Genomic DNA, 24,421 nt, shown 5'->3' on the forward strand with positions numbered 1-24,421 from the left:
AACAAGTATAATCAGGCCTCTACTTGAACATCTGTGAGGGGCCTCGAACAACAGGCGAGAATATAGCCTTCCTCGATTTCCTCATCCAGAATGCCGCCATTGTGGTTCATCTCAACCTCGCCGGAAAGCTTCAGAACACGGCATGTTCCGCAGATACCGGACTCGCAGGCGGCACCGATGCGCACACCCGCCGCACGCGCCGTCATCAAAATGGTCTGGCCTGACTGGCATGGCACGTCCTTGCCGGACAGTGTGAAGTTGATTTTGGCCAGCACTTCGCCATCGTCGGGCAAATCGCTTGCACCGACAGCAACGGGAGCCGCGGGAGAAAAGCTTTCCTGATGATAACGCGCCATATCGAAGCCGGATGCTTCCAGCATGGAGCGGATGGCCGCCATAAAGGGTTCCGGCCCACAGCAAAACACCGTGCGATCCATAAAGTCATGCGACAGCAGCGCGATCTTGGCCTTGTCCACCATGCCCTTCAGACCGGACCACAGATCCGTGCGCCCGCAGTTTTCAACGATGAAGCCGAGCGACAGGTTGGGCATGAAGCGCGCCAGATATTCCAGCTCATGGCGGAAGACGATGTCGGAAGGAGAGCGTGAGCAGTTGATGAAGGAAATATCGCTTTGCGGTGCGCGGTCACTCATATCACGCACCATCGACATCATCGGCGTCACGCCAGAGCCTGCGGAGATGAACAGATATTTGTCTCCGGGGTGCCGCACATAGGAAAAGTCGCCCAGCGGCCCCAACGCACGGATCTTCATTCCGGGCTTCAGGTTGTTGAACATCCAGCGCGTTCCGATGCTCGTGGCCTGCGCCTTCACGGTCACGGCAAGCGCGTAGGGTCGCGACGGGCTGGAGGAGAGCGTGTAGGTTCGGAACAGCGGCTCCGGGCCAACAGGCAGTTCCAGCGTCACAAACTGGCCCGGCAGATAGCGAAACCAGTTGGTGCCTTCGGAGCGAAACAGGAAGGTCATCACATCTGGTGTTTCAGGCGTAACGGAGATGCACTCCAGCAGATGGAGCTTGTCGCTCCAAGGCTTCATCTCATCAATATGCTTGTATGTCGTTGCGATGCTGGAAAAGGTCATGCGACAGCCGACAGTTTTTTCTCGTCGCCGGTCAGGCGGTCGATCATGAAATCCGCATACCAGTTGACGAACTGCATGACGCCGCCCTCATCTTCCATGGAGTAAGGACCCGGCTCATAGGCAGGGGAGCGAATGCCGAAGGCATTTTCCTCGACAATGCGGCGGTCCTGATCATTGGTCTCGTTCCAGACATGGGTCAGGTTTTCGATATCATAATCGACCCCTTCCACCGCATCCTTATGCACCAGCCACTTGGTTGTGACCTGCGTTTCCATTGGTCCGAGTGGCAGCACACGGAAGGAAATCAGGTGGTCGCCGAGGAAATGGTTCCAGGTCGTCGGGTAATGGAACAGAAGCAGCGTGCCGATATGGTCAATCGTAACATCATCCGACAGCGGGCGACGCACGGCGCGCTTGCCGGACATGGTGTAGCTCTCGGCATCACCAATCAGCGGCATACGCGCCACACGGAACTGGCCCTTGGGATCGATCTTGAAGCGGCTCGGAAGACCCGCAGCCTCGCAGCGTGCCCAGTGGCCGCCGATTTCAGGATCGCTCGCGCCGCCGTCAGTCCCGGTCACGCTCGGGTTTTCAGGATAGGTGCGGCACAGTTCCGGGTGGTTGGCGGCGCAATGGTAGCACTCGCGGTTGTTTTCCCAGACGAGCTTCCAATTGCCCTTTTCGATGATTGTGCTTTCATGGGCGACCTTTGCCTCCCACACACGGTGCGGTGCCATATAGCCCTCGATTTCGGCACGAACCGGCGCGAAATCGGCGGGCTTTTCGGCCAGACAGATGAAGACGTATCCGGCCACCGTCTCACAGGCGATGGGCTTAAGGCCAAACTCGCCCTTGTCGAAATCATCGCCCATATGACGCGCAAACAGCAGCTTGCCATCCAGATCATAGGTCCACTGGTGGTAGGGACAGACCAGACGGGCCGACTGGCCCTTATGGCTAGTGCAGACGCGTGAACCGCGATGGCGACAGGAGTTATGGAAGGCGCGGATGGCACCATCCCGGCCGCGCACGATGACCACGGAGTAGTCACCGATCTGAACTGTCATATAGGTTCCGGCCTTCGGCACTTCGCAATCATGGGCCACAAACAGCCAGTCGCGGTACCAGATGTTTTCCATGTCCAGCTGGAAATAATCCTGATCCACGTAGAAAGGCTGCTCAAGGGTAAAACCCTCACGACGGTTTTTCAGTTGCCGCAATACGGTGTCGCGCAAATCCATGGCCACGTCCTCGAAAAGTCGCGGCAAGCCTTCAAGGGGCCATCTCCCGCGTGTGATGGCGATTATCTAACCATTCACGCGCATCTTCAGCACCACATACAGCGACATCGGCTTCCGCATTGGCGACAATTTGCGACATGGACGATATCGGCCTTGGCCCGTGATTTTGGTTCTGAAACAGTGGCTTATAGATCGATCAAACGAAAATCCGTCGCAATGTGACGCGGGATTGTGCGCCATAATCTTTAATGGCGACAGTGTCGCGAAAAGGAATTTTTAACCTCCTTCACGTAAAACAATTCAATCGGCATAGGAGTTCTCCGATGGAAAAGAGCACGCAGATACGCTATTTTGATGCGAGCGCGCTCAAGCCCGCGCCTCCCCGCACGAAAACAGCCCATTCCGATTTCCTTCGCACCGGCAAGATCGCCCGTTACGAAGAGAAATGGGTTCCGCGTGAGCATCGCTATCTGACGCATGAGCAGGTGGCCGAGATTACCGGACGCAAGCTTCAGACGGCTGGCGAATTGACCTATTCAAGGCTGAATTCCTTCCACCAGTCCATCCGCTTTCCCAACATGGTGTTTCACCGCACCATCGAAGAGAGCCCACATCTGGGCTATTGCCATGTCACGGCATCGCGCACCAGTTTCGACCTGCGCAACCCCGTCATCTGGTCGTTCTATTTCGCCAATTTCTTTGCCGAACTGTGCGGCGACGACCAGTTCTTCGAGAACATCGATGCGCGGCATCCCCGCATGTATTTTGCCGTTGCAATGGCTGTGGCCGGTGACAGGTCGGTGAAAATCGACAAGACCATTCACCGCGATGGCCTGCTGTTTCGCACCCATGACCCCAAGGTTGCACTGAAGAATGTGCTGATGCTGGGCACGCGCTCCAGTGAGATGCGCAAGTTCATCCGCACACTTTGAAACTGACGCGGCAAACAGCTTTCCAACCCGGCTGAAAACCTCTAAAGCATGCCGCGCGAAACTGTGCGGCGTCAAAGGCCGCGCGCCCCTGGAAGGTGCAGCATTCATGGCGCGTCATATCGACATTGAAAACGACCGGGCAACGGCGCTTCGCGACGCCGTTGAGGTGTTGTCGTCAGGCCATCCCGTCGCCATTCCCACGGAAACGGTCTATGGCCTTGCCGCAGATGCCACCAACCCTGTTGCCATTGCCCGCATCTATGAAACCAAGGGGCGTCCGCAGTTCAATCCGCTGATCTGCCACATGGCCAGCATTGCGATGGCGGAAGATTATGCGGTGTTTGATCCCATCTCGCGAAAGCTGGCAGAGGCGTTCTGGCCCGGGCCTCTCACACTCATTCTGCCGTTGAAGGCGGGGGGCGCAATCCATTCGCTTGCCACAGCCGGTCTGGATACTGTCGGCATTCGCATTCCCAAGGGCTTTGCCAGCGCGCTGATCGAACATTTCGGAAAGCCGCTCGCCGCACCCAGCGCCAACAGTTCTGGCAAGATCAGCGCCACCAGCGCTGCCCATGTGGAAGCTGACCTCGGTGATAAGATCAGCCTTATTCTGGATGGCGGCGCGGCTGATGTCGGTGTGGAATCCACCATCATCAAGGTCGAGCAGGACGGCACCGTGCGCCTGCTCCGTCCCGGTGGATTGGTGGCGGAAGAAATCGAGCGCGTTGCGGGATCGAAACTCGTGCGCCCGGAAAAGGCGTCTGCCACCATAGAGGCTCCCGGCATGCTCGCCTCGCACTACGCGCCCGGCGCGGCGGTGCGGCTGAATGCCGCTTCCGTTCAGCCGGGCGAGGCCTTGATCCGTTTTGGTGACGAAGCCATTGTTGGCGAAGACAAAGCCGCGATTGTTCTTGATCTCAGCCGCAGTGGCGATCTCGCGGAAGCCGCCGTCAACCTGTTCGACCATCTGAAACAAGCCGATGCCAGCCGTGCAACCAGCATCGCTATTACGCCCATTCCGGTTACGGGGCTTGGCGAAGCCATCAACGACCGGCTGGCGCGTGCCGCTGCCCCCCGCCCTGACGAAGCTGATTGAGGACCGATAATGATGACCGCCTTGCCCGATGACCTGATCCAGCGTTTCGTAACCATCGTTGGCGACAAGAACGCCATGCGCGACCAGGCTGATCTTGCCCCGCATCTGGTGGAAAATCGCGGGCTTTACAAAGGCACGTCATCATTGATGCTGAAACCGGCCTCGACCGAGGAAGTGGCGGCCATCATGAAGCTTGCCAGCGAGACCGGCACGGCCATCGTGCCCCAGACCGGAAACACTGGCCTTGTGGGCGGCCAGACACCGCGAAGCGGCGCAAGTGACGTTATTCTGTCGCTGGAGCGGATGAACCGCGTCCGCGATATTGATCCCGTCGCCAATGTCATTGTCGTGGATGGTGGCTGCATTCTCGATACGGTCCATGCCGAAGCGGAAAAGGTGGAGCGGATGTTTCCGCTATCGCTCGGCTCTCAAGGCTCCTGCCGCATCGGTGGAAACCTTGCCACCAATGCAGGCGGAACGGCGGTGCTTGCCTATGGAAATATGCGCCAGCTTTGCCTTGGGCTGGAGGTGGTTCTGCCAACCGGCGAAATCTGGAATGGACTGCGCCGCCTCAAGAAAGACAATACGGGTTATGATCTGCGCGACCTTTTTATCGGTTCGGAAGGTACGCTTGGCGTGATCACCGGCGCGGTGCTGAAGCTGTTTCCCAAGCCTAGGGGTCATCAGGTTGCCTTTGCCGGTCTCAACTCACCTGAAGATGCCTTGAAGCTGTTTGATCGCGCCTCAACGCTGTGTGGCGCGGCGCTCACGGGCTTTGAGCTTATGCCCCGCATCGGTATCGACTTTACCACAAAGCATATTCCAGGTGTCCGCGACCCGCTGGATACGGTGCATCCATGGTATGCGCTCATTGATATCTCCACCTCCGATACGGCGGAAACCGCGCAGACCATGATTGAGGACCTGCTGGAGAAAGGGTTTGAGGCTGGTGTCGTCCAGAATGCCGTCATTGCCTCATCGGACGCGCAGCGCACGGCGCTTTGGCACATGCGCGAAAGCATGTCGGATGCGCAAAAGCCAGAGGGTGGGTCCATCAAGCATGATGTTTCCGTGCCGGTCTCCAAGATACCGGTGTTCATGGCAGAGGCGGAGGCCGCCGTCATGCAGGCACTGCCCGGTGCGCGCATCTGTGCTTTCGGGCATCTGGGCGATGGCAATATTCACTACAACATCTCCCAGCCCGTGGGTGCCGATAAGGCTGAGTTCATTGCCCGCTGGCGCGAGATCAACCACATCGTCCACGGCATCGTGCTTTCCCATGGTGGCTCGATTTCCGCCGAACACGGCATCGGACAGTTAAAGCGTGATGAGCTTGCCGATATCCGTCCGGGTATCGAATTGGAACTGATGCGCCGAATCAAGACAGCTTTTGACCCGGCGGGCGTGATGAACCCCGGTAAGGTTGTAAGCGTCTAAAGGGGTTTCACCGCCTCAGTCCTGCAATGGAGCGCACTGAAACACCAGTGGGCACGCGCATTGCGTGCCCTTTTTTGGGCTCCGCACCCATCATCCCCGCCCATTTTTGGCTTTGGTGTTTTTCACCATTGTCGGAACCGATTTGTCCTGCGCACCCTGTTTTTCAGGGCAATGGGCGCGGGGGCGGCACAGGTGCATTTCGATAAAATCACGGAACCGGATAGCGCAGGCTTGCGCCAGGCATTGGCATGATTGTGGCCTGATCAATTCAGGATTTCGAAACCCTATCGGTCTGCCTTTTGCTAACCATTTGGGAATGCAAAGTTTTCTTAACCTCGATTTTTAAGCTGTCTCGAAGATGCGGCGGCTATCTTCACCCTATCAGAGGACGAAAAGTCCCAGACGAGGCCATGAAACGGCTCTCAGGTAAAACAAGGATAGCATGATGACCAACACTGTTCTGAAGCCCGACTGGGCAGGCGCGACACTCCGGCTCGACCCAACGCGGTTCCCGCAGCAGCTGACGTATGGCAAGGACAAGAGTTCAACCGATATCGCTATCACGCTCGATGAACGCGGTGCTGTGCTTCGCAAGGTCCTCCACTCCAGTGGCCTTCCGCTTTCCTTCGCGCTTCCTGCCCGTGCCTTCAAAGGTGTTGCCGCCCGCGCCATCGACCATGGTGATGGTCAGGTGACCGTGACGCTCGAACTTCATCATGACGATCCAGACCTTTGCATTCCCCTTCTGGTGGCGCACGACCTGTGCGACATCGCAGCGGATTGGCGCAGCTGGTCTGAAGCCTACCGCATTCCCATGCTGATGGTTGAGGCCGATGGCATTGCCCGTCCGCTGGAGGACCATCTCGGCCAGGTGCGGACCAAGACCACGCGCCCGCGCCGTCGCCATTCCTATTTCGCAGAACGCCGTCCGCGCTTCCTCGTGCGTCGTAACACCGGCTCGCTGGGCATGACCATGCGCATCCAGGGCAAGGAAATCATCGCCCGCAGCTGATCCAAGAGTTTCCTCCGCGCAAAGCCCGGCACGTTTCAAGACGGAGCCGGGTTTTTCGTATCAACCAAAGATGAGCGGCAAGAGCAGACCGGCGAAAATCAAAAGCCCAACCCGATTGTTGGATTTGAAGAGAGCGAGGCACTGCTCGACATTGTTGATATCGAGCATCCTGACCTGCCGAAACAGCAGGAAAGCCGCAGTGGCAAGGCCGACATAGCCAAGCCAACCCACACCGGCTGTGGCGAAAGCCAGAAAAATGAAGACCAGCGCGGCACCATAAAGGCCGACAAGCCATGTGCCTGTCTTTTCCCCGAACAGAAGCGCTGTGGAGCCGATGCCCACAGCCGTGTCGTCTTCCCGGTCCTGATGAGCGTAGATCGTGTCGTAACCAATCGTCCAGGCGATGGCGCCAACATAGAGCAGGAACGGCGAGATCGAGAGCGATCCGAATTGCCCGGCCCAGCCCATCAATGCACCCCAGGAAAAGGCAAGACCGAGGAAAAACTGCGGCCAGTTGGTCACGCGCTTGGCAAAGGGATAGATGGCGACGAAGATCAGCGATGCCAGACCAACGAGAATGGCAAATCCGTTAAAGCATAAGAGGACCACTAGGCCGACGAGCGCCTGAAGCACTATGAAGATCTTGGCCTGTGTGCGGGTTACCCTGCCAGACGGAAGCGGGCGCGAACGGGTTCTCGCTACCGCCATATCGATTTTGTGATCGGCAAGGTCGTTATAGGTGCAACCGGCACCCCGCATGGCAACCGAGCCAGCGAAGAACAGAAAAAGATGGAACAGCAGCGTGGCCCAGGAGAAGGTGCCGATGTTCTGCGCCGCATTGGCCGCCATGGCCGCCGACCAGAAACAGGGCCACATCAGCAATTGCCAGCCAATGGGGCGGTCCCAGCGGGCAAGCTGCGCATAGGGCCAAAGGGTCCTCGGCAATATCCGATAGACCCAATTGTTGGATGGTGCGTCGGAAACGCGACCGGAAAGATCACTTTGGTCAGCCATATCTGCGTTCTACGCCTCACATTTACGAAGCGTCAAGCGCAAGACTGCCAAAGCAAGGCCCGGCCTGCGCTTAGCGTTTTTTCATGGCCTCTGCCAAGGCTGCCGCCAGTGCTCCACCTGCAGGAGCGGCTTCAGCGCGGGGCTGGGGTTTGGCACTTGCGTGGCGCATGGCGCTTGCATTGCCTTTTTCCCGCATCGGCTGGGGTGCGGCCTCGCCACCATCCTTGCGCATGGTCAGAGCGATGCGCTTGCGCTTCACATCCACCTCAACCACCCGCACCTTGACCACATCACCGGCCTTCACCACCTCGTGCGGGTCCTTGATGAAACGATCCGCCAGCTGCGACACATGGACGAGACCATCCTGATGGACGCCGATATCCACAAACGCACCAAAGGCAGCAACGTTGGTAACAGTGCCTTCCAGCAGCATGCCCGGTTTCAAATCGGTGATTTCATCGACGCCATCGGCAAAGGTCGCGGTTTTAAAGCTTGGACGCGGGTCACGACCGGGCTTTTCCAGTTCGGCGATGATATCCTTGACGGTGGGCAGACCGAACTGCTCATCGATGAACTGCTTGGGATCAAGCGACTTCAACGCCGCACTGTCGCCCATCACGGAACGCAGGTCGCGACCGCATGCGGCAACGATCTTCTTGGCGACGCCGTACGCTTCAGGGTGCACGGATGACGAGTCGAGCGGCTCCTTGCCGTTGGGAATGCGCAGGAACCCGGCGCATTGCTCGAAGGTGCGCTGGCCAAGACGTGGCACTTTCAGCAACTCCTTGCGGCTGGCAAACGGCCCCGTCTGGTCGCGGTGCAGAACGATGGCATCTGCGATGGAGGCACCAAGGCCCGATACCCGCGACAGAAGCGGTGCGGACGCCGTGTTGAGGTCAACGCCAACAGCATTCACCGCATCTTCCACAACGGCATCCAGCGAGCGAGAGAGTTTGCCCTGATCAACGTCATGCTGGTACTGGCCGACGCCAATGGATTTGGGCTCGATCTTCACCAGTTCTGCAAGCGGATCCTGCAAACGGCGGGCGATGGAGACCGCTCCGCGCAGGGAAACGTCGAGATTGGGGAACTCCGCAGCCGCACTTGCCGAGGCCGAATAGATCGAAGCGCCTGCTTCGGACACGATGACCTTTGTGGGCTTGGGGCCGGTCAGCTGAGTGAGCATATCCGCCACAAGCCGCTCCGTCTCGCGGCTGCCGGTGCCGTTGCCGATGGAAATCAGCTCGACATTGTGTTTGCGGATCAGAGCCGCAAGCTCTGCCTGCGTTCCGCGAATATCGTTCCTGGGCGGGAATGGATAGACGGTCGTCGTTTCCAGCAGCTTGCCGGTGCCATCCACAATAGCCACCTTGACGCCGGTGCGAATGCCGGGATCCAGCCCCATGGTGGCGCGCGAACCGGCAGGTGCGGCCAGAAGCAGATCCTTCAGGTTGCGGGCAAAGACGTGGATCGCCTCTTCTTCCGCCCGTTCCCGCAATTCGCGCATCAGGTCGAGAGATAGAGACATGGAAAGCTTGACGCGCCATGTCCAGCCCGCCACCTCCATCAGCCAGGCATCCGCCGGTCCTGCGCTCCGAATATCAAACGCGCTGGCAATGGTGCGTTGTGCTGGCTTCACCGGTGATGGATCATCCGCGTCCACATCGATTGTCAGCGTCAGAACTTCCTCGTTCCAGCCGCGCAGCATGGCAAGCGCGCGGTGGCCGGGCACGGTGGCCCATTTTTCGGAGTGGTCGAAATAGTCAGAAAATTTCTCACCCGTCGCCTGCTTGCCATCGACAACCTTGGCGCGGAACGTGGCGTTGTGGCGCATGTAGTCACGCAAGCGACCCAAGAGATCAGCGTTTTCCGTCATGGTCTCGGCAACGATATCGCGGGCGCCCTCAAGCGCCGCCTTCACATCCGCGACTTCACCCTGAACATAGGCCTGCGCCAAGACCGCGGGATCGGCGCTGCGATTGTCCCAAATCGCTTGCGCCAGAGGGCCGAGGCCCTTTTCGCGAGCGATTTCGGCGCGTGTGCGGCGCTTGGGCTTATAGGGCAGATAAAGGTCTTCCAGTTCCGCCTTCGTCGTGGCCGATACGATCTTGCGCAGCAGATCGTCGGTCATCTTGCCCTGCGTGGTGATGGAATCGGTGATGGACGAGCGCCGGGCATTCAGTTCGCGCAGATAGGATAGCCGCTCCGCCAGCGTGCGAAGCTGGGTGTCATCAAGGCCGCCGGTGACTTCCTTGCGGTAACGGGCGATGAAGGGAACCGTTGCCCCCTCATCCAGCAGCGCAATCGCTGCATTCACCTGTTCGGCGCGGGCATTGATTTCGGAAGCGATCAACGGAGCAATGCGGGAATTATCTGCGGCCATATGGTTCTCTGAACTTTCTTAAAATCTGCCCGAACATAGATGCTGATTACGGCATGACAACAGGCAGCTTGATCGATTCCACAGAAAAGCCGAATGAGCCTGTGATCCGACGCCATCGCGATCCGGGCAACAAACAGGCGACCAATCAGCGCTTAGACCTTGACCTTTCAGCCCCCTGCCCTTAACGCCCCAGCAATACGTTAAAGCGCGAGATGACAGGGGTGTTGACCATGAAAGTTCTGTTGATCGGTTCCGGCGGACGCGAACATGCGCTGGCCTGGAAAATTGCCCAGTCCCCCCTGCTCACCAAACTTTATGCCGCACCCGGCAATCCCGGCATCGCCGATCACGCCGAGCTGGTGACCCTCAATGTGGAAGACCACGCAGCAGTGATTGCCTTTGCGAAAAACAACGACATCGATTTTGTCGTTGTCGGCCCGGAAGCGCCACTGGTATCCGGTCTTGCCGATGATCTGCGCGCCGCAGGCATCGCCACATTCGGCCCTTCCAAGGCCGCATCTCAGCTTGAGGGCTCCAAGGGCTTCACCAAGGATCTCTGCGCCCGATACGATATTCCGACCGGCGCTTACCAGCGTTTCAAGGCTGCAGAACCGGCCAAGGCCTATGTCCGCCAGCAGGGCGCACCCATTGTTATCAAGGCCGATGGCCTGGCCGCCGGTAAAGGCGTGACCGTTGCCATGAGCGAGGCTGAAGCGCTTTCAGCGATTGATGATTGTTTTGACGGCGCATTTGGTGCGGCTGGCGCTGAAGTCGTCGTCGAGGCATTTCTCGACGGTGAGGAAGCCAGCTTCTTCTGCCTTTGCGATGGCAAAACGGCCCTGGCGCTGGCAACCGCGCAGGATCACAAGCGCGTGGGCGATGGCGACACCGGCCCCAACACAGGCGGCATGGGTGCCTATTCCCCTGCCCCCGTCATGACGCCTGACATGGTCGAGCGCACCATGAAACAGATCATCGAGCCGACGATGACCGGCATGGAAAAGGACGGAAACCCGTTTTCTGGCGTCTTTTTTGCGGGGCTGATGATCACGCAAAAAGGCCCCGAGCTGATCGAATATAATGTTCGCTTCGGAGACCCCGAATGCCAGGTGTTGATGATGCGCCTGAAGAGCGACCTGCTGCCGCTGCTCTATGCGACCGCCACCGGAACACTTGCCGATGTGAGTGCCGAGTGGCGTGATGATGCGGCCCTGACTGTGGTTCTTGCGTCCAAAGGTTATCCCGCCGCCTACGACAAGAACACACCAATCGACCACATTCCCGATGCAGGTGAGGACGCAAAGGTGTTCCACGCTGGCACAGCGCTGAAAGACGGTCAGCTGGTTGCCACGGGTGGGCGGGTGTTGAACGCGACAGCATTTGGCGCAACCGTCACGCAAGCCCAGAGCCGCGCCTATGCCTTGGCTGCCGAGGTGAAATGGGACAATGGTTTCAGCCGCAGCGATATTGGCTGGCAGGCCGTGGCCCGCGAAAAGGCGCAGTGAACAGCCGCCCGGCTTCGTTCAATATTTACCAAAATTCCTGACCGGATGGAAAGGAAGTCGCAGTAAAATCCGCCCCGTTGAAGCAGCAGAATTGCTGCACGGAACGGGAGATTTCATGCGCAAGACGTTGCTGACGGTCGCACTCGTGCTGGCAAGCGGTTCTGCCATGGCGTCATCCATTGAAATCATCGGCCAGAACCGCACATCAAACGGCAGCGTTGTGTCGGTGATCTGCGCGGCCTGCCCGCCTGCCATCGTCAAATCAGACTCGGTGGCAGCGCCAACTCTGGCCGCTGGCACTCAGGATGTTTCCATTCGTGACGTAGATGGAAAAAAGCAGCTTGTGCGCACCGAAGCGTGGCTTGGTGGCTCGCCCGTTACATTCGTAAGCTCTAATGCTCTATGGCTCCCTGAAGACACTTCGATCCCAAACATTGCAGAGCACCCATTGCCGGGAACCGACGCTGTGCAGACATCCGCCGTGTCATCCACAGAGCCGAAGGCGCAAGAGCCTCAAACCGCACCTCTGTTTTCAGACGCACCTCTGCGTCCGACCCTGTGATGTCTTTTCACACACGCCCCACGGCAAGAGAATCACGCACCGTTTCTTAACAAACATCTGCTAATTAGTCTGTGATGCGATCAAGCATTGGCGGAGCACCGTCTGCTGTCATGGGGGAGCGTCCATTAGGATGCTGACAGCCGTTACTCGTACGAGTCCGCAGGTTCTTATGAAGAGTTTCAAGATTTCGGTTCAGCTTGCCGTTTTGGTAGGTTGTCTGGTCGCTGCCTTTGCCATCGCCACTTTCCTCCAGATAAGGACCTCGTCCGAGACGATTTATCAGCAGCGTTACGAGATGCTGAGAACAGAAACGGAAACAGCGATTTCCGTTCTTAAAATTTACGATGACAAGGTGAAGGCTGGTCAGCTTACCATGGAACAGGCCCGCAAGCAGGCCTTCGAACTCTTGGCTGCCGTGCGCTATGAGCCTGACGGCTATTTCTTCGGCTACGACTACGACATCAACACGGTGTTTCATTACGACACCAAGCGTGTCGGTCAGAACTCCAGGAACAAGCCAGACCCGACTGGAAAGCTTTTCCGCGAAAATCTCGTCGAACTCGCGCTCAAGGGCGGCGGGCGCGTAGACTACATGTCCAGCAAGCCAGGTCTGGATCCGGGCCTTTACTTCCGCAAGACCGCCTATGCAGCCGAGTTCAAGCCCTGGGGCGTCATCGTCAACACGGGCCTCTATATGGATGACCTCGACGCCGAAGTGAACAGCGCCATCTGGAAAGCAATCAGCGCCTGCATCGGCATTCTCATTTTCGCAATCGCAGCCTCGGTCGTGATCATCAGAGGCATCACCAAACCATTGAGCGAAATTCACATGGCACTGGGCGAAGTGGCCAACGAAAACGTAGCGATTGGCATTCCGCATACCAGCATGAAGAACGAAGTCGGATTGATGGCCAAGGCAACGGAAGCATTGCAACGCAAGGTGCGCGAGCGCCACGCCATGCAGCTCCGTGAGGAAGAACAGCAGCAGCAGCTGGACAGCGAACGCCAGACCAATCTCGACACGCAGAAAAGCGAAGCGGAGCTTCAGGCCCGTGTCGTCAGCACCATCGGCAATGCGCTGGAAAAGCTGGCACAGGGAGATCTGACAGTTCGCTGCGGCGATCTGGGCTCTCGTTATACGGGCCTACGGACCAACTTCAACGAGGCACTTTCGCAGCTTGATGCGGCCATGGCGAAGGTCAATATCAAGAGCATCGATATTGGCGGCTCCAAGGATGAAATCCGCAACGCTTCCAACGAGCTGTCTCAGCGCACCGAGCGCCAGGCTGCAAGTCTGGAAGAAACATCTGCGGCGCTGGACGAACTCACAGTTGCGGTTCGCCTCACGGCGGATGGCGCATCGGAAGCAGCAAAGAAGGTCACATCGATCAGCACCGATGCCAACCGCAGCGACAAGATCGTTGAACAGGCCATCGGCGCCATGAGCGGCATCGAGCAATCCTCGCAGGAAATTACCAAGATCATCGGCGTTATCGATGGCATTGCCTTCCAGACCAACCTTCTGGCGCTCAACGCCGGTGTGGAAGCAGCGCGCGCGGGTGAAGCTGGCAAGGGCTTTGCGGTTGTTGCGCAGGAAGTGCGCGAACTGGCGCAGAAATCCGCGGCAGCGGCCAAGGAGATCAAGGACCAGATCGCCCGTTCCTCCACGCAGGTGGAAAATGGCGTTCGCCTTGTGGGTGAAGCAGGCGATGCGCTGAAGCGCATCTCCGATCAGATTAAGTCTTCGAGCGAGATCGTCAACAAGATCGCCCATTCGGCAGCCGAACAGGATACGACGTTGCGGTCTATCTCAAGCTCGTTGAACCAGCTGGATGCCGCAACCCAGCACAACGCTGCCATGGCCGAGGAAACAACCGCACTGGCGCAAACGCTGGCCGCCGATACGGAAGAGCTTCTCAACCTCATAAGCACCTTCCGCGTTTCCGGCTCGCAGAGCGGCAGCCTTCAGGGCATGGCGCAGCAAATGCGCCGCGCAAGCTGATCTGCAGCGCTAACATCACTGGATCACACAAACGCCGGGGAGAAATCTCCGGCGTTTTATTGTGTGAGCCGATCCAGCTCATCAATGTTGGCGGGTGAGAAAACGACTATTCCGGCTTGGCTGAGCAGCGCAGCCGTCACGCCATTGCCCGCCTGTTTGCGGCCCGAAAACGAGCCATCATAGATGGCCACGGAGCCACAGGATGGGCTGCCGTCAATTAGCAGGGCGTAGGCGCAGCCATGGTCTTTCGCAAAAGCCAGCGCCTTTTGCGCACCGTCTATGAATTGCGAGGTCACATCACCGCCGGTGATTTCGATGACACGCGCCCTTCCCTCCAGCACATCAAGCCCGGACGCTCCGTTCTCGATTTCCGCTGGCGGACGCGGAACGGCCATACCACCCGCCATTTCTGGACAGATCGTCACCAACCGACCCTCCTGCTTCCAGCGTTCGATTGCCGGATGCGCGAGCGGCTTGCCCTTGCCATCATAACGGACGGCGTGGCCGAGCAGGCAGGCGCTGATCAGGATTTTGCCAGTCAACGCCGCCGACCCTATCACCCCGTGATTTTCGAGAAGTCCGCCACGGTGCCGGTGGCTTCACGAATGGCCTTCAACAAGGCAAGCCGGTTCGCGCGGATGGCATTGTCCTCATCATTGACCAGAACGTCTTCGAAAAACTTATCGACCGGAGCGCGCAGGGTGGAGAGCGCCTGCATGGCCGAGCGGAAATCTTCGGTTTCAACCGCCTTTGCGGCATCGGCAGAGGCCGTCTTGATAGCCGCATAGAGCGCCTTTTCGGCATCGAGCTTCAGCAGCTCTTCCGAAACGCTGTTGGCGACCACAGTCCCCTTCTTTTCTTCTGCCGCCAGAAGCTGTGTGGCGCGCTTGGTGCCAGCCAGAAGATTGATGCCATCCTGATCCGTCACAAACGCCGTCAACGCTTCGACGCGACGCGCGACCATGAGAAGATCGTCAGTCTCAGGTGTGAGGACCGCTTCGATCAGATCATAGCGTGCGCCGAGATCGCGGAGATAGACTTTCAGGCGGTCGTGGAAGAAGGACAGGAGGTCACGGTCTTTGACGATGCTCAGCAGCGGCAGCCGAATATTCCGCTCCAAAATCATCCGCACAACACCCAACGCAGCACGACGCAGCGCGAATGGGTCTTTTGAACCTGTCGGCTTTTCATCGATGGCCCAGAAGCCCACCAATGTGTCGAGCTTATCTGCCAGGGCGACGGTCAAGCCGACCTTGTCTTGCGGCAGACGGTCGGACGGGCCATTCGGCTTCCAGTGGTCTTCAATGGCGGCGGCAACGCTTTCGTTTTCGCCCTGAAGCAACGCGTATTTGCGGCCCATCAGGCCCTGCAATTCGGGGAATTCGCCGACGGCTTCGGTGCGCAGATCGGCCTTGGCGAGAACCACGGCGCGGTCCACCAACGCTGCATCTGCGCCGATGACGGGCGCAAGCTGCTTGGCCAGTTCGCGGATGCGGGCCACGCGCTCACCCTGTGTGCCGAGCTTGGCGTGGAACGTCACGTTCAACGCATCGAGCTTGGCCATGCGCTGATCCAGCGGCTTGGTCAGATCAAGGCCGAACTTTGCGGCGGATGCCTTGAGTGTCTCAAGGTCCGGTAGGTTCCCCTGGTCGCGGGTCCAGAAGTGCTTGGCGTCTGACAGGCGGGCGCGCACAACCTTGCCGTTGCCGTGCATGATTTCCTTGCCGCCATCGATGGCCTGAATGTTGGACACCAGAATGAAGCGGTTGGAGAGGCCTTCGGTTGCACCTTGCGGGCGCGTCACGAAACACTTCTGGTTGGTCTTGATGGTGAGGCGGATGATTTCGGCGGGAATTTCGAGGTAGTCTTCCTCGAATGTGCCGATCAGCACCTGCGGCCACTCCACAAGGCCGGAAACCTCTTCCAGCAAGCCTTCATCTTCCACGAGGTCTAGGCCATTGGCGAAAGCCAGATCCTTGGCGTCGTGCAGAATGATATCCTTGCGGCGCTCGGCATCCAGAATAACCTTGGCCTTTTCCAGGCTCGATACATAATCTTCAAAGCGGCGCACGGTGATGGCGTCAGGCGCGTGGAAACGGTGTCCATAGGTCACGTTGCCAGCCACGATGCCGTCAATCTCAAAGGAAATGACCTGCGTTTCATCATTTTCAGGGCCGAATACACAGATGATGGATTGCAGCGGGCGAACCCAAGTCAGGCTTTCGGAGCCCTTGCCTTCAACTCCCGCATAGCTGGAACCCTTCGGCATGGAGGCAGCACCGGAGCGCATGGAAACCGGCCATGGGAACTTTCTGATAATGCCTGGCATAACGCTGGCAATGATCTCTTCCGCCGGGCGGCCGGGCTTGTTGATGATGGCGATGTAGAAATCACCCTTCTTCGGATCGGACACGACCTGCGCTTCCGCCACGGAAGACAGACCGGCACCGCGCAGAAAGCCTTCGATCGCCTTTTCGTTGGCGTCGGTGCGCGGACCCTTCTTTTCTTCGCGCACATCGGCAGAGCGGGCATTGAGGCCGCGAATATCCAGTGTCAGGCGGCGCGGCGTCCAGTATTCGCGGGCACCTTCATAGGTCAGGCCTGCTTCCACCAGCGCATCGGTGACAAGCTTCTTCAGATCACCCGCCGCCTTGCGCTGCATGCGTGCGGGGATTTCTTCGGAGCGAAGTTCGAGCAGAAGATCAGGCATATCTGTTTTCCGGTGTCATGGATTTTTCGTTGGCCTCTGCTAGCAAAATTTGGGGCCGATGCACAATGTAAATATCGGGTGCCCCCACGCGGGCGGTGCGTCCCAAACAGAAGTTCTTGACCCGCAGGCCCTTGCCATGGCACCTGTCCGCATCCAAAGTCAGTGCATTCTGACTATCCTCTTTTGACCGTGAAGACTGCAATGACCGACGTTCCAGACCATATGAACCCGAAACGTTCCTTTCAGGCGCTGATCCTGACGCTGCACAATTACTGGGCGGACAAGGGCTGCGCCGTGTTGCAGCCTTATGATATGGAAGTGGGCGCGGGCACGTTTCACCCGGCGACCACGCTGCGCGCACTCGGCCCCAAGCCTTGGAAGGCCGCCTATGTGCAGCCATCGCGCCGCCCGTCTGACGGACGCTATGGCGAAAACCCCAACCGTTTGCAGCATTATTACCAGTATCAGGTCATTCTGAAGCCCAACCCTTCCAACCTGCAGGAGCTTTACCTCGGCTCTCTCAAGGCCATTGGTCTTGATCCATTGCTGCATGATGTGCGCTTTGTGGAAGACGACTGGGAAAGCCCGACGCTGGGTGCCTGGGGTCTGGGCTGGGAGTGCTGGTGCGATGGCATGGAAGTCTCGCAGTTCACCTATTTCCAGCAGGTCTGCGGCATTGAGTGCTCGCCTGTTGCGGGTGAGTTGACCTATGGTCTTGAGCGTCTGGCCATGTATGTGCAGGGCGTGGATAATGTCTACGACCTGAACTACAATGGCCGCGAGGGCGACGAGAAGATTTCCTACGGCGATGTGTTCCTGCAGGCAGAGCAGGAATATTCACGGCACAATTTCGAATATGCCGATACCGCCATGCTGCATCGCCATTTCATCGACGCCGAGAAAGAGTGCAAGGCCCTGCTGGATGCCGGTGCGCCGGGTGAAAATGCCAATCGGGTTCTGCACAAATGCGTATTTCCGGCCTATGACCAGTGCATCAAGGCTTCCCACGTGTTCAACCTCTTGGATGCGCGCGGCGTGATTTCCGTGACCGAGCGTCAGAGCTATATCCTGCGCGTTCGCACACTTTCCAAGGCCTGCGGCGAAGCATTCCTGATGACGGATGCCGGTGGCGCGAACTGGAACAAAGACGCAGCCTGACGACTGATATGGACAGGCGATGACATGGCAGGTCGGAACGCAAGTTTTCCGGCCAGACCGGAGAGTTTCACGAGGGGGAACGGCACATGTATATCGCACTGGCCATTTTGGCGGCAATCGCGCTCTATGTCGTCTTCATCTATAATGGTCTCGTCAAATCCAGACAGATGACCGAAGAGGCGTGGTCGGGCATCGACGTTCAGTTGAAGCGTCGCGCCGATCTCATTCCCAACCTCATCGAAACTGTGAAGGGCTATGCCGCTCACGAAAAAAGCACCTTCGAGGAAGTGGTTGCCATGCGCAACCGCGCACAGGCTGTGCCCACAGGCGATGTCGAGGGCCGTGCACAGGCCGAAGGTCTGCTCAGCCAAGCGCTGGGAAAGCTGTTTGCTCTGGCAGAAGCTTATCCCGACCTCAAAGCGAACACTGGCTTTCTGGAACTGCAAAAATCACTTGAGACCATCGAGGGTGAAATCCAGATGTCGCGCCGCTACTATAATGGCTCGGCGCGGGATCTGAACGTCAAGGTGGAGAGCTTCCCTTCCAACCTTGTTGCGCGCAATTTCGGCTTTATAAAAGCCCCCTACTTCGAGATCACCAACGAGGCGGATCGCGCTGTTCCTGCTGTCAAATTCTGATGCGATAACCGGCACAGGCCGGTTGAGAAAAACGATAAAGCCATGATCGAACTGACCATTACCCCGCCAAACCACCCACTTTCCGGCAAGGTGGAGCCACCCGGCTCCAAATCCATCACCAACCGTGTGCTGCTGCTTGCGGGACTTGCCAAGGGCCGCAGCCTGCTGACCGGCGCTTTGAAAAGCGACGATACGCTGTTCATGGCACAAGCCCTGCGCGCCATGGGCGTTGATGTAACAGAACCTGACGCGACGAGCTTTGTGGTGGAAAGCGATGGCGTGCTGAAAGCCCCCGAAGAGCCGCTTTTCCTCGGCAATGCGGGAACGGCCACGCGGTTTCTGACGGCGGCGGTTGCTTCGGTTGATGGCACTGTTGTGGTTGATGGCGACGAACATATGCGCAAGCGCCCGATCCAGCCGCTGGTGGAAGCCTTGATCGCGCTTGGCATCGACGCACAAGCGCCGACCGGCTGCCCACCTGTGACCGTGAAGGGCAATGGCCTCGGCTTTGCCAAGGACAGCGTCACCATCGACGCCAATCTTTCCAGCCAGTATGTCTCCGCACTGTTGATGGCCGCACCCTGTGGCGCAAAGCCGCTGGATATTGTGCTGGCCGGTGAAGACATTGGCGCGAAAGGCTATATCGACCTGACAGTGGCGGCCATGGAAGCCTTCGGCGCCAAGGTCGAGCGGGTTTCCAATGCCGTCTGGCGCGTGCAGCCGACAGGTTATACCGCAACGGATTTCCACATCGAACCCGACGCATCTGCTGCCACCTATCTGTGGGGCGCGGAATTGCTGACGGGTGGCAAGATCGATATCGGCACGCCAGCGGAAGCCTTCACCCAGCCGGATGCCAAGGCGCATGCCATCATGGCGCAGTTTCCCAACCTTCCCGCCGAAATCGATGGCAGCCAGATGCAGGATGCCATTCCGACCATTGCCGTGTTGGCAGCTTACAACAACACTCCTGTGCGCTTTGTCGGCATCGCCAATCTGCGGGTGAAGGAATGCGACCGCATCCGGGCCATCTCGATGGGCCTCAATGCCATCCGTGACGGGCTGGCGCATGAGGATGGCGATGATCTGATCGTTCACGCCGATCCGGCTTTGGCAGGTCAGACGGTGGCCGCCTCCATCGATACGTTCCACGATCATCGTATTGCCATGAGCTTTGCGCTGGCGGGCTTGAAAACGGGCGGCATTGCCATTCAGAACCCTGTTTGCGTGGGCAAGACCTATCCCGGATACTGGAAGGCGCTTGCGTCTTTGGGCGTTCAATACAGCGAAACCGGACAAGACTGATTGCAGAGAAGGACGCCGCCCATGAAGACCCAAGCCGCCAGATATCTCGCGCTTCTCGTCTTCCTGCTGGCGGCGGCCCTTCCGGCAGCGGCTGAGGAATTCATCAGCTCTTATCATTCCGTTGTCGATGTCGCCAAAAGCGGGCAGCTGACGGTGACCGAAACCATCACGGCCCGGGCGGAAGGCAACAGGATCAAGCGCGGCATCTTTCGCGATTTTCCACTTTACGCGCTGGACGCGAATGGAAACCGCACCAAGGTTGGTTTCGACGTCTTATCCGTAGAGCGGGATGGTTCAAAAGAAGACTGGCGCACCGAAAGCATCGATGGCGGCATCCGCATCTATACCGGCAATGCCGACCGCTTTCTCTCCACCGGCGATCACATCTTCCAGATTACTTACACCACCGACCGGCAAATCCGCTATTTCAATGGTTATGACGAGCTGACCTGGAACGTGACCGGCAATGGCTGGCAGTTTCCCATGCGAGAGATTTCTGCCACCGTTTCCCTGCCGCAGGGCGTGGCACCAACAGACACCGCCGTTTTTACCGGACGCCTTGGAGCTAAGGGCAAGGATGCCCGCGCCCTGACGGAAGGCAACGAGGTGTTCTTTGCCTCCACCCGCCCCTTCTATCAGGGCGAAGGCATGACGATTGCGGTGAAACTGCCCAAGGGCGCTATCGACCAACCATCGGCTGCGCAGGAACGGAGCTGGTGGCTGCAGGATCATCTGGGGTCGGTGTTGGGTGTCTCCGGCTTCATCCTCATCCTGATTTATTACTACAGGGCGTGGTCAGCTGTTGGCCGTGATCCCGCCAAGGGCATTATCATTCCGCGCTGGGATGCGCCGGAAGGTTTATCGCCCGCTCTTGTCAACTATGTCGATAATAATGGCTTCTCCGATGATGGCTGGACGGCGTTCTCAGCCGCATCGCTGAGCCTTGCCGTTAAAGGCTATGTGGTGCTGGACGATTTGAAGTCGTCCCTCGTCATCCGCCGCACCGAAAAGCCTGTAGAGGGCAAGTTACCGCTGGGGGAGGCAGCCATCATCAACACGGTTGATGAGCCCGGCATGTCCTTTGAAATCAACAAGAAGAATGGGTCACGGGTTGTTTCGCTGGGCAATGCCTTCCGCAAAGCTATCGAGTCCGAGCACAGCGGCAAGTATTATCGCGCCAATTTCGGCTTCATTGCCCTCGGCTTCATCCTGTCGATTGTCGTCGTCCTTGCTGTCGCCGTGTTCGGGAATTTTGAACCGGACGCCTATATAGCCATGTTCGTGATTGGCATCCTCACCTTCGTCGGCACCATCTTTGCCTCCGTCTTCGGGAAATCCTTCACCCGTGGCGGGTCCCTGCTCAAACGGATCGGCATGATCATCGTGCTTGCGCTGGTGGGATCCATGCTCATATCCGGCATTGGCGGCGCGATCACCGTCATCTCGCTGGAAAAGCTGGAAGCACTCCAACTGCCCGCGATCATGTCAGTCGCCGGCATTATCGCGACAAACCTAATTTTCTTCATGCTGATGGGCGCGCCGACGCCGCTCGGCCGCAAGCTGATGGATGGTATCGAGGGTCTTCGGCTGTATCTGACGGTTGCGGAACAGGACCGGATGAACATGCAGGGCGCGCCGAAAATGTCGCCTAAGCATTTCGAAACGCTGCTGCCCTATGCTGTCGCGCTGGGTGTCGAGAAACCGTGGAGCCAGGCGTTCGAGACATGGCTGGCCAATGCGCAGGCGGGCGAGTATTCGCCGGGATGGTATAGCGGCAACTACAACAATTTCTCGGGGCGCATCGGTGGTTTTTCAACCTCCATGGCTTCCACCATCGCCTCGACCATACCTGCACCCGTGAGCTCATCATCATCGAGCTTTTCCGGCGGCGGCGGTTCGTCGGGGTCCGGCGGGGGTGGCGGCGGAGGCGGTGGCTGGTAGGCCAAGACGCCAATTGGCTCGAAGCAGCCACTGCCCCCCAACTTCAGCACATAGAGGCGAAACAGAGCGTGCATCTTTCAAGGATCGTGACTCGCGCGATGCTGCAAGAGCAATGGTTCGCGTAAAAGTCGGCATCGATACAAGATGCCTTTCAGGCTGCAGCCACGCCCGTAACGGCAATCCAAGTAACTTTGTACACCTTCTGAGAAAGTTGATAATTTTCAAAGCATATGCGAATACTTGTAATTAAAATTTAATCTATTTTTCTCATTTGACATAATAAAAATGTAGGTGAGGGAGTGCAACATGATCACCGCAAGCCCGAAGGAACCAACCAGACCCAACTTCGGGAGAGTAGTCATGAAAAATCTTCCCATACTAACAAAATTTCTGATCATTATGGCAATAAGCACCGTCTTTTGCCTCGGTGTAGCAATCTATACTTCGGAACAGATACGAAGCATCGATACGGCCTACAGCGGCCTAATCGATGAAGAGGCTGCGGCCTCGATTGCAATATCCCGAGCGAACCGCAGCATGCAGGGCATGCGCGCCACCATCAGCGAAATACTTGCGGCAACGAACCCGGAAACATTGAAACGCACAAAGGCTGAGTTCGATGATGTCCGTGCAAGATTCGTCGGTTTTATGGATACTTCGATAAAGGCGTTACCAAGCAAAAATTCGCTTGTTGATTTGAAAGCTGAAGGCTTGCGCGTCGTAGATGTGGTTTGCAACGAGATAATTACAGCAGGCATGGCCACGACCGATGCTGCGGCAAGCCAGAGACTTCAAGACAAATATTTTGAGACATGCCAACCCGCGATCGCGAATTTTGCTACTGCAATGACGCAAAACGCGAACCAAATCATCGGCGCAACTGAAGAAGAAAGCACACAGTTGTCTGCAAATTCGGCGTCCATCGTCATGTCTTCGATGGCCGGCATCGTCCTTGGCATGGGGGTCGTCCTGGCGCTGGGGATTTTTCTTATTCGTTCGTCGATCTCTAACCCGATCCGCCAGCTGGCATCCACCATGGGCGTTCTCGCCAATGGCAATCTCTCCGCCGTCGTAGAGGGTACGGACCGTCGCGATGAAGTGGGCGACATGGCCAAGGCCGTGCAGGTGTTCAAGGATAATGGTCTCAAGGCCCGCGACATGGAAACACAAGCCGCCAGCCAGCGTGACATGTCGGAAGCAGAACGCGCCCGTGCGGTGGAAGCCGATCGCCAGCGCGCCGCCGAAATGGCAGAAGCCACCTCCGGTCTTGCAGAAGGCTTGCAGCATCTGGCCAGCGGCAATCTCGGTTTTGAGCTGAGCCAGCCCTTCGCTGCCGATTTCGAAGGCCTGCGCAGCAACTTCAACGCCGCTGTTGGGCAATTGCGCAACACCCTCTCTTCCGTCGCCGAGGCCACCCGCGCCATCGACAGCGGCTCGCGAGAACTGTCTGCAAGTGCCAACGACCTGTCCAAGCGCACGGAGCAGCAGGCCGCAGCACTGGAGCAGACCGCAGCCGCTCTCGACGAGATCACGGTCAACGTCAAGAACTCGTCCCAGCGCACCGAGGAAGCCCGCGAGATGGCGGTCGATGCCAATAAGTCTGCGCGCCAGTCTGGTGATGTTGTGGCCAATGCCGTCAACGCCATGCAGCGCATCGAGACCTCATCCAGCCAGATCTCCAACATCATCGGCGTGATTGACGAGATCGCCTTCCAGACCAACCTGCTGGCGCTGAATGCAGGCGTGGAAGCAGCGCGCGCCGGAGAAGCCGGTAAGGGCTTTGCCGTCGTTGCGCAGGAAGTGCGTGAACTCGCCCAACGCTCCGCCCAGGCGGCCAAGGAGATCAAGGAACTTATCCGCACCTCTGCAGGAGAAGTGGAGAACGGCGTCAAGCTCGTCACCGCGACCGGCGACGCCCTGAAGGTGATCGACGATCACGTGGCGGCGATCAACGGCCAGCTGGACGCGATTTCGACATCGGCACGTGAACAGTCTGTCGGTCTTACCGAGGTCAATACGGCCGTCAACCAGATGGACCAGACCACGCAGCAAAACGCCGCCATGGTGGAACAGGCCACAGCCGCCAGCAGCACGCTGGCAAACGAAGCCGAAAAGCTTCGCCAGCTCGTCAGCCGCTTCCAGCTGAGCAGTGGCTCTAAGGGCAGCGTCAGCGCAGGCTATGGCGCAGGTCCGATGGCCGTTGCATCGGCCAACCATGCGCCAGCTCCATCGCCAGCACGCAAGCTGGTCAGCAAGCTCTCCCGCGCTGTCGGCGGCGGTTCCTCAGCAGCAGCAGCCCAAAGCTGGGAAGAGTTCTGAGACTGAGACAGTCCTAAACCCATACAAGAGGCCCGGCGGATTGCTCCGCCGGGCCTCTTGTTCAGT

Annotated in this window: 18 protein-coding genes; 12 read left to right on the top strand and 6 right to left on the bottom strand. The window is 58.2% G+C overall.

Annotation, left to right across the window (positions count from 1 at the left end; genetic code table 11):
- Positions 1-11: 11 nt before the first annotated feature.
- Positions 12-1,100 (bottom strand): hybrid-cluster NAD(P)-dependent oxidoreductase, encoded by a 1,089-nt coding sequence (locus tag IFT53_RS02005; RefSeq protein WP_042618142.1) that lies wholly within the window; start codon positions 1,098-1,100, stop codon positions 12-14.
- Complete coding sequence (locus IFT53_RS02010; protein WP_042618425.1) at positions 1,097-2,341, bottom strand: aromatic ring-hydroxylating oxygenase subunit alpha; 1,245 nt, start codon at positions 2,339-2,341, stop codon at positions 1,097-1,099. The genes IFT53_RS02005 and IFT53_RS02010 overlap by 4 nt, the downstream gene beginning before the upstream one ends.
- 323 nt (positions 2,342-2,664) lie before the next feature.
- On the opposite strand from IFT53_RS02010, the gene IFT53_RS02015 reads away from it, so the two are divergent.
- The 4 genes from IFT53_RS02015 to IFT53_RS02030 all read left to right on the top strand — a co-directional run bounded on the left by IFT53_RS02015 (position 2,665) and on the right by IFT53_RS02030 (position 6,818).
- Complete coding sequence (locus IFT53_RS02015) at positions 2,665-3,273, top strand: DUF6656 family protein (protein WP_042618141.1); 609 nt, start codon at positions 2,665-2,667, stop codon at positions 3,271-3,273.
- A 106-nt stretch (positions 3,274-3,379) separates the two neighbouring features.
- Positions 3,380-4,369, top strand: a complete 990-nt coding sequence (locus IFT53_RS02020; RefSeq protein ID WP_192063529.1) for an L-threonylcarbamoyladenylate synthase — start codon at positions 3,380-3,382, stop codon at positions 4,367-4,369.
- A gap of 9 nt (positions 4,370-4,378) precedes the next feature.
- Positions 4,379-5,806 carry an FAD-binding oxidoreductase gene (locus tag IFT53_RS02025; RefSeq protein ID WP_192063528.1) on the top strand — a complete coding sequence of 476 codons (1,428 nt, stop codon included), beginning with the start codon at positions 4,379-4,381 and terminating at the stop codon, positions 5,804-5,806.
- Between the two features lie 445 nt (positions 5,807-6,251).
- Positions 6,252-6,818 carry a DUF6101 family protein gene (locus IFT53_RS02030; protein WP_042618424.1) on the top strand — a complete coding sequence of 189 codons (567 nt, stop codon included), beginning with the start codon at positions 6,252-6,254 and terminating at the stop codon, positions 6,816-6,818.
- 60 nt (positions 6,819-6,878) lie between these two features.
- On the opposite strand, the gene ubiA is transcribed toward IFT53_RS02030, so the two are convergent.
- Both ubiA and IFT53_RS02040 read right to left on the bottom strand, forming a co-directional pair.
- Positions 6,879-7,832 carry a 4-hydroxybenzoate octaprenyltransferase gene (ubiA, locus tag IFT53_RS02035; protein WP_192063527.1) on the bottom strand — a complete coding sequence of 318 codons (954 nt, stop codon included), beginning with the start codon at positions 7,830-7,832 and terminating at the stop codon, positions 6,879-6,881.
- A gap of 70 nt (positions 7,833-7,902) precedes the next feature.
- The gene (locus IFT53_RS02040; protein WP_192063526.1) at positions 7,903-10,215 is read right to left on the bottom strand and encodes a Tex family protein; all 2,313 of its coding nucleotides are present in this window, start codon (positions 10,213-10,215) and stop codon (positions 7,903-7,905) included.
- 230 nt (positions 10,216-10,445) lie between these two features.
- Here IFT53_RS02040 and purD point away from each other — a divergent pair, with 230 nt between their 5' ends.
- The 3 genes from purD (at position 10,446) to IFT53_RS02055 (ending at position 14,284) form a co-directional block, all read left to right on the top strand.
- Complete coding sequence (purD, locus tag IFT53_RS02045) at positions 10,446-11,720, top strand: phosphoribosylamine--glycine ligase (protein WP_192063525.1); 1,275 nt, start codon at positions 10,446-10,448, stop codon at positions 11,718-11,720.
- 115 nt (positions 11,721-11,835) lie between these two features.
- Positions 11,836-12,282 carry a plant virulence effector HPE1-like domain-containing protein gene (locus IFT53_RS02050; protein ID WP_192063524.1) on the top strand — a complete coding sequence of 149 codons (447 nt, stop codon included), beginning with the start codon at positions 11,836-11,838 and terminating at the stop codon, positions 12,280-12,282.
- Between the two features lie 169 nt (positions 12,283-12,451).
- Positions 12,452-14,284 carry a methyl-accepting chemotaxis protein gene (locus tag IFT53_RS02055; protein ID WP_192063523.1) on the top strand — a complete coding sequence of 611 codons (1,833 nt, stop codon included), beginning with the start codon at positions 12,452-12,454 and terminating at the stop codon, positions 14,282-14,284.
- 56 nt (positions 14,285-14,340) lie between these two features.
- Here IFT53_RS02055 and IFT53_RS02060 read toward each other — a convergent pair whose 3' ends face one another.
- A complete protein-coding gene (locus IFT53_RS02060) occupies positions 14,341-14,826 on the bottom strand; it encodes a DUF523 domain-containing protein (protein ID WP_192063522.1) in 486 nt (161 codons plus the stop codon).
- Between the two features lie 14 nt (positions 14,827-14,840).
- Entirely contained in the window at positions 14,841-16,994 is a 2,154-nt protein-coding gene (glyS, locus tag IFT53_RS02065) for a glycine--tRNA ligase subunit beta (protein WP_192063521.1), read from the bottom strand.
- A 201-nt stretch (positions 16,995-17,195) separates the two neighbouring features.
- Between glyS and IFT53_RS02070 the strand changes: the two genes are divergently transcribed.
- From IFT53_RS02070 to IFT53_RS02090, 5 genes are all read left to right on the top strand, one after another.
- Positions 17,196-18,152: a glycine--tRNA ligase subunit alpha gene (locus IFT53_RS02070; RefSeq protein ID WP_192063520.1), complete on the top strand. Its 957-nt coding sequence runs from the start codon at positions 17,196-17,198 to the stop codon at positions 18,150-18,152.
- An 86-nt stretch (positions 18,153-18,238) separates the two neighbouring features.
- A complete protein-coding gene (locus tag IFT53_RS02075) occupies positions 18,239-18,790 on the top strand; it encodes a LemA family protein (RefSeq protein WP_042618132.1) in 552 nt (183 codons plus the stop codon).
- A 42-nt stretch (positions 18,791-18,832) separates the two neighbouring features.
- The gene (locus IFT53_RS02080; protein WP_192063519.1) at positions 18,833-20,095 is read left to right on the top strand and encodes a 3-phosphoshikimate 1-carboxyvinyltransferase; all 1,263 of its coding nucleotides are present in this window, start codon (positions 18,833-18,835) and stop codon (positions 20,093-20,095) included.
- A 21-nt stretch (positions 20,096-20,116) separates the two neighbouring features.
- Entirely contained in the window at positions 20,117-22,036 is a 1,920-nt protein-coding gene (locus tag IFT53_RS02085) for a DUF2207 domain-containing protein (RefSeq protein ID WP_192063518.1), read from the top strand.
- 360 nt (positions 22,037-22,396) lie between these two features.
- Positions 22,397-24,355: a methyl-accepting chemotaxis protein gene (locus tag IFT53_RS02090; RefSeq protein ID WP_192063517.1), complete on the top strand. Its 1,959-nt coding sequence runs from the start codon at positions 22,397-22,399 to the stop codon at positions 24,353-24,355.
- Positions 24,356-24,421: the final 66 nt, after the last annotated feature.

The sequence above is a fragment of the Rhizobium sp. CFBP 13644 genome, assembly GCF_014842165.1.
GTDB lineage: Bacteria > Pseudomonadota > Alphaproteobacteria > Rhizobiales > Rhizobiaceae > Agrobacterium > Agrobacterium tumefaciens_C.